At 71.3% G+C, this 6216-nt stretch carries 4 protein-coding genes; 1 reads left to right on the top strand and 3 read right to left on the bottom strand.

Going from position 1 to position 6216, the window contains the following annotated elements; genetic code table 11:
• Nucleotides 1-2399 (bottom strand): sensor histidine kinase (locus tag E1211_RS14890; protein ID WP_132349419.1); only part of this gene is annotated, 2399 nt, incomplete at its 3' end.
• 447 nt (nucleotides 2400-2846) lie between these two features.
• Here E1211_RS14890 and E1211_RS14885 point away from each other — a divergent pair.
• Nucleotides 2847-4028: an ABC transporter substrate-binding protein gene (locus E1211_RS14885; protein ID WP_132349417.1), complete on the top strand. Its 1182-nt coding sequence runs from the start codon at nucleotides 2847-2849 to the stop codon at nucleotides 4026-4028.
• A gap of 116 nt (nucleotides 4029-4144) precedes the next feature.
• Here E1211_RS14885 and E1211_RS14880 read toward each other — a convergent pair whose 3' ends face one another.
• Together E1211_RS14880 and E1211_RS14875 are read right to left on the bottom strand one after the other, a co-directional pair.
• Nucleotides 4145-5002 carry an ABC transporter permease gene (locus E1211_RS14880; protein ID WP_132349415.1) on the bottom strand — a complete coding sequence of 286 codons (858 nt, stop codon included), beginning with the start codon at nucleotides 5000-5002 and terminating at the stop codon, nucleotides 4145-4147.
• A gap of 97 nt (nucleotides 5003-5099) precedes the next feature.
• The gene (locus E1211_RS14875; protein ID WP_132349414.1) at nucleotides 5100-6128 is read right to left on the bottom strand and encodes an ABC transporter substrate-binding protein; all 1029 of its coding nucleotides are present in this window, start codon (nucleotides 6126-6128) and stop codon (nucleotides 5100-5102) included.
• Nucleotides 6129-6216: the final 88 nt, after the last annotated feature.

Here is a 6216-nt window from a genome sequence, read left to right as displayed (position 1 = left end):
GGCATCGCGGGCGGGGCCGGAGGCACCGCGGGCGGCGCGACGCTCGCCGCGGCGTACGAGCCGAGCGACCCCGACTGCGCGGGCGGCAGGTCGGCGGCCTCGGCACCCGGCGCGCGCCGGGGCAACGGCGTGAGCGTCGGGTGGGCGGCGGTCGGGTTGTCGACGCCGAAACCGTCCGCGGCGTACGGCCGGGCCGGTGGCGTGGTCAGACCGCCGGCGTTGACGGTCGGCGCGCTCTCCCGCGCGTCCACCGGAGCCTGCCAGGGCGCCGGGGCGGGCGGGCTGGTACGCCACTCGTCGGGGAGGGTGGCCGCCGAGGTGAGCCCGGTACGCGGCTCGGCGAGCGCGACCGGCGCGTGCGGCGCCCGCTCGACGGCCATCGGCTGCCGCGGTCGCGGCGGGGTGAGCGCCTGCTCGCGGCCCCGGGTGCTGGGCAGCACGACTGTGGAGTTCGGCAGCGTCACCTGCGCGACGGTGCCGCCCTCGACGTTGCGGCGCAGCTCGACGCGGATGCCGTAGCGGGCCGCCAGGCGGCTCACCACCGCGAGACCCATCAGCCGGAACGCCGCGACGTCGACGGTCGGGGGCGCGGCCAACCGGCGGTTCAGCGAGTCCAGTTGCTCGTCGGTCAGGCCGAGCCCGCGGTCCTCGATCTGGATCAGCACGTAGTCGCGGATACGCCGGCCGTCGGCGACCACGATGGTGGTCGGCGGCGAGAACCGGGTGGCGTTGTCGAGCAGCTCGGCGACGAGCCGGACGACGTCGTTGACGGCGTGCGCGGCGACCGAGATGTCGGTGTCGACCGTGCCGAACTCGATCCGGTTGTAGAGCTCGACCTCGGACTGGGCGGCCCGCAGCACGTCCACCACCAGGGCGTCGTCGCGGCGCGGTACGGCCGAGTCGGCGCCGGCCAGGACGAGCAGGTTCTCGTCGTTTCGGCGCATTCGCGTGGCCAGGTGGTCCAGCTCGAAGAGCTGCGCCAACCGCTTCGGGTCCTCCTCGCCACGCTCGATCGCGTCCAGCTCGCCGATCATGCGGTCGACCAGGGTCTGACTGCGGCGGGCCAGGTTGAGGAACATCGCCGAGACGCTGGTACGCAGCGCGGCCTGCTCGGCGGCGACCCGGACCGCCTCCCGGTGCACGACGTTGAAGGCCGAGGCCACCTGCCCGACCTCGTCGCGGTTGGACAGGTTGATGGGGTCACGGACCTGCTGGACGATCTCGTCGACCCCACCCTCGCCGACGCTGCCCATGTTCTGCAGGCGCTGCACCGCCTCGGGCAGCTCGTGGTTGGCCACGGCGAGGGCGCCCTCGCGCAGCCGACGCAGGGAGCCGTTGAGCGACCGGGCCAGCACCACGGCGAGCGTGACCGCGATGATCAGGGTCAGCAGCACGAGGACGGACTCGAGCACCGCCTGCTGGATGACGTCCGAACGGACCTGGTCGGTCTGGGCGACGAGCGAGTTCTCCAACTGGATCTCGGCCCAGCGCATCAGGTCGTTCACCGCGCCGATCGCGGCGGTGGCGTCCCGCGCGGTGACCAGCGGGCGCTGGCCGACCGAGCGGGTGATGTCGGAGGCGACCCGGTCGGCGAGGCCGACCGCGTCACCGGAGACGGCGCTGTTGACCAGGGCGCGTTGCGCCGGGTCGGCGGCGAGGGAGAAGGCGAGCAGCGCCTCCTGCTGGCTGGTCAGGGTGGCCACGAACGAGGAGAACTGCTCCTCGTCGAGCTGGCCGGCGCTGAGCGCCGAGAAGGCGACCGCCTGCTCCTCGGCCACCGAGGCCTTGGCGCGGGCGAACGCGGCGACGGCCCGGCGGCTGTCGGAGAGGCGCTCGCCGCCGGGCAGTTGGGCGAGCCCGTCGCCGTACGCGACCAGGTCGTCGAGGATCACGCCGTAGCGGAGCATCGCCTCGGCGACGGCCATCTGCCGGCGGTCGGCGACCTCCTGGCGGGTGCTGTCGAGCGTCTCCAGGTGGCTGTCGATGGCGGCCAACCGGTCGCGGACCGCCGCCGGCACGTCGCCGACCCGCTTGCGCTCCTCGCGGTACGCCTCGACCCGCTGCGACGTCTGGCGCACCCGCAGGTTGTACGCATCGGCCTGCTGCTGCGGCGCGGCCAGGTAGGCCGCCGCGGCCATCCGTTCGAGGTGCAGGTCCTGGGTGAGCGCGGAGACGTCGACGCCGAGCTGGGTCAGCGCCCGGGCCTGGGAGGCCTCGTACGCGCCCTCACCGACCGAGACGAGCCGGACCGCGGCCAGCGCGATCACCGCGGCGACAGGCACCACCAGGATCAGCGCGAGCTTCGACCGGATCCGCACGTCACGCAGTCGGGGCAGTCGACGACGGGCCGGCCGAGCGTTCGCACGGTTTCCGGGCAGGGTCGTCGGTCCGGTGCTCACGACATCGCCTCCGTCGTTTCTTCCACGCCTGAACGACCGAACCGTGCCGGGCGCGATAGGCGGCGGCACGCGCGGCACGGCCGCGATTTCATCAGAGACGCTCCTGTTTGGGAAGCCGCAGGCGGGCAGATATGGGTCGCACCGCGCGGAACCCGTCTTCCGGTCAACTGATACCTTCAATTCCGCAAGCCCGTGAACTGGGCATGTAACTCCAGTGTGGTCACACGTGTATGGAACGTGACCGTTTGCAAACATTGCGTGTCCCCACGATGTGGGACGGCCGTCCCGAAAACGGTGGCCGATGCCCGCGCTTGACCACAGCGCTCGCCGTTGGCAAGGTTTTGCAGGCTTCGCGCACACCGTACGGCACACTCTTCCCGTCCCTCCACTGAGGACGGAATAGCTGCGGGGACCGGGCAGCGCCCGCGCCCGCACCTGGAGGACGACTTGAGCCCCATCCGCTCCACGACCATTGCGGCTCTCGCATCCGTCGTGCTGGCCGGCACACTCACGGGTTGCCAGTTCGGCACGGACGATGCAACGGCGAGTCCGATCGTGATCGCCGCGGACCTCGAACTCTCCGGCGCCGCCGCCCCCGTCGGGAAGGCGTACCAACGCGCCCTCAAACTGAAGGTCGATCAGCTGAACGCTTCCGGCGCCCTGAACGGACGGCGAATTGAACTGGAGGTAAGGGACAACCGCTCCGACGCCAGCGAATCGCTGCGCAACATCGGTGACTTCAGCAATGACTCCCAGGTCAGCGCGATCATCATGGGCGGCTGCAACGAATGCGCCATCGGGGCGGTACGGACGATCAACGAGAAGAAGATCCCCACCATCGCCCTCGCCACGTCCAGCGCGGTGGCCAACCCCGTGGCCGACCGGCGGTACGTCTTCAAGCTCGGCCCGAACGCCGCCGACAGCGCGTCCGCCCTCGCCACCGAACTGAGCCGCAAGGGCGTCCGCAAGGCCGCGCTGCTGTACAGCGACGACGACTACGGCCGCGAGGGGCTCGTCGCCCTCCAGCGTGAGCTCGACAAGGCGAAGATCAAGCTGCCGAACAAGGCGTCGGTGAAGGTCACCGACACCGACGTCAGCCAGCAGGTGCGGTCGCTCACCTCGCGCAACCCCCAGGCGCTGATCGTCTGGACCCCGCCGGAGCAGGCCACGCTCGCCGCCACCGCGTCACAGCAGGCCGCCTTCGCCGGCTCGCTCTACTTCGACGCCGGCGCCGCCGGTGACCTCTTCCTCGGCGAGTCCGCCCGGGCCACCGAGCGGGCGACCCTGATCTTCACCCAGACCATGGCGATCGACGACGTCATCGCCACCACGCCGGCCAAGGCGTCGCGCCGCCAGTGGTTCCAGGACTACACCGCCCGGTTCGGCGGCTACAACGGCGCCTCGTCGTTCGCGGCGGACGCCGTACAGCTCATCGCGGATGCCCGGTCCCGGGCGGGCGGCCCGGCCGACGCGGTCAACCGGGACGGCATCCGCGACGTCCTGGAGACGTCCCAGCTGGACGGCCTCTCCGGCCCGATCCGGATGACCCCGGACAACCACTCGGGGCTGATGCCGCAGGCGCTCACCACGTTGGTGGCGCGCAACGGGCGGTGGCGCCTCGCCGGGTGAGGTGGTGCGGTGTGGCCCGCCGTACCCGGCTCCGGGCGGTCAGGCTTGATCGCTCCGCCGGGCACGGCGGGCCACACCGTGGTGCAGGTCCAGGTGGTCGACGGTCGGCGTGACGGTCAGCGGCTGCTCGTGGTCTCGCGGACCCAGGGGAGGGCGAGCCGCTCGATCACCACGAGGGCGCTGTAGAGCAGGATGCTGACCAGGGCGACCAGCATGATCGCCGCCCACGCGGTGGCGGTGTCGCCGACGCCGGCGTACTGCTGGATGGCGTAGCCGAGCCCGCCCTCGCCCGCCTGGAACTCGCCGATCACCGCGCCGATCGCGGCCAGCGGCATGCCGACCTTGAGACCGACGAAGATCTGCGGCAACGCGGCGGGGAGGCGCACCTTGCGGAACGCCTGCCAGCGGGACGCGTTCCAGGAGCGGACCAGCTCGGCGAGGTCTGCCGGGGTGGTGGTGAGGCCGGTCGCCGTGGAGAGCACGATCGGGAAGAAACAGAGCAGGAACACCATCGTGAGGATGGGCTTCTGCCCCCACCCGAGGGCCACCACGAGCAGCGGCCCGAGCGTGATCTTGGGTACCGCGTTAACCGCGACGAGCAGCGGGGTGAACATCCGCTCCACCAGCCGGGACGAGGCGAGCGCCAGCCCGAGCAGGACCCCGGCCACCACGGAGAGCGCGAACCCGATCAGGATCTCCAGCGTCGTGTCGCCGGTGTACTCCAGCATCTGGACCGGCTTGTCGACGAACGCGGTCAGCACGTCCCCCGGGGGCGGCAGCGCCGCCGGGTGGACCAGCTCCAGCCGGGCGACGAGCCACCACACCGCGAGGGCGATCACCAGACCGACCGTGGGCAGTAGCGCGGCGCCCGCCCCGACGGCCCGTACGCCGACCGTCGCGCGTCGACCCGGTGCCGGCCCGGCCTCCGCGGTCTTGGGTTCGGTCACCGGCTCGGCCGACCGGACCTCGGTCATGGTCTCCTCCTTCGGATCGTCCGGCCCGCAGACCGGAACACGAGACGGGGTGCGCCCCACCGAAGTCGGCGAGACGCACCCCGGGCGACTGCGCTGATCAGGCCTTCGGCGTCAGGCTGAAGTCGATGATCTGCTCAGGTGCGATGTTCTGCTTGAGGGTGCCGGCGCCCTGCAGGATCGCGATGCTCTTGGCCACCCGGCCCGCGTCCAGCGTGCCCAGCGCGGTGCCGGAGTTGCTCGACCGGACGTAGCCGGCCATCAGCTGCAGCTCGGCGGCGGCCGAGTCGACGTTGGTGGCGTCGACGTTCTTCTTCAGGATCTGCGCCGCCTCCTGCGGGTTGGCCAGGCTGTACTCCAGGCCCTTCATCAACGCGGCGGTGAACTTCTTCACCATCTCCGGCTTCTCCTTGGCGATCTTCGAGGAGGTGATCAGCACGTTGCCGTAGAGGTCCTGCATCACGTTGCTGTACGGCAGCATCACGGCCTTCTTCTTCGCCACGCCCTCGATCGTGGGCTGACCGACGACGAACTGGCCGATGCCGTCGACCTGGCCGGTCGCGAGGGTGCCGATCAGCGACTGCGCGTCACCGTTGACCCACTGCACCTTGGCCGGGTCCACGCCGGCCATCTTCGCGTACGTCGGGAAGAGGTTGCGGACCACGGAGCCGGGGGTGTCGGCGAGCTTCTTGCCCTCCAGGTCCTTCGGGGAGGCGATGGCCTTGCCCTCGAGCGTGGCGATGCCCGCCATGGTGCGCTGCTGGATCGCGGCCACCGCCACGAAGTCCTTGGCCTGGCCGTTGCCGAGCTGCAGCAGTCCACCGGTCAGGTCGATCGGGCCGAAGTCGGCCTGGCCGCCGACGATGGTCTGGATCACCGCGCCGGTGCCCTGGCCGGGCTTGATGTCGACGTCGAAGCCGGCCTCGGAGAAGAAGCCCTTCTCCTTCGCGACCCAGGCGTAGGAGTCACGGCCGAAGTTGCCGAAGGAGGTGAGGTAGGTCACCTTCTCCCGCGCTCCACCGCTGCCGCCCTTGTCGTCGGACGAGTCCGAACCGTCCGAGCAAGCGCCGACCAGGGCGAGGGTGGTGGCCAGCGCGGCCGCGGCGACCGTACGGGTCAGCCTTCTCATCAGTGCACCATGTCCTTTCCGACCGGGGGCCGGCCGGCCGCCGGAGGGGTTGTTGCGGGATACCGGCGAACGGGGGGCAGGCCGGCAT

The sequence above is a fragment of the Micromonospora sp. 15K316 genome (assembly GCF_004348525.1).
Classification (GTDB): Bacteria; Actinomycetota; Actinomycetes; order Mycobacteriales; family Micromonosporaceae; genus Micromonospora.
This window is presented reverse-complemented; position numbering and strand designations above follow the sequence as displayed.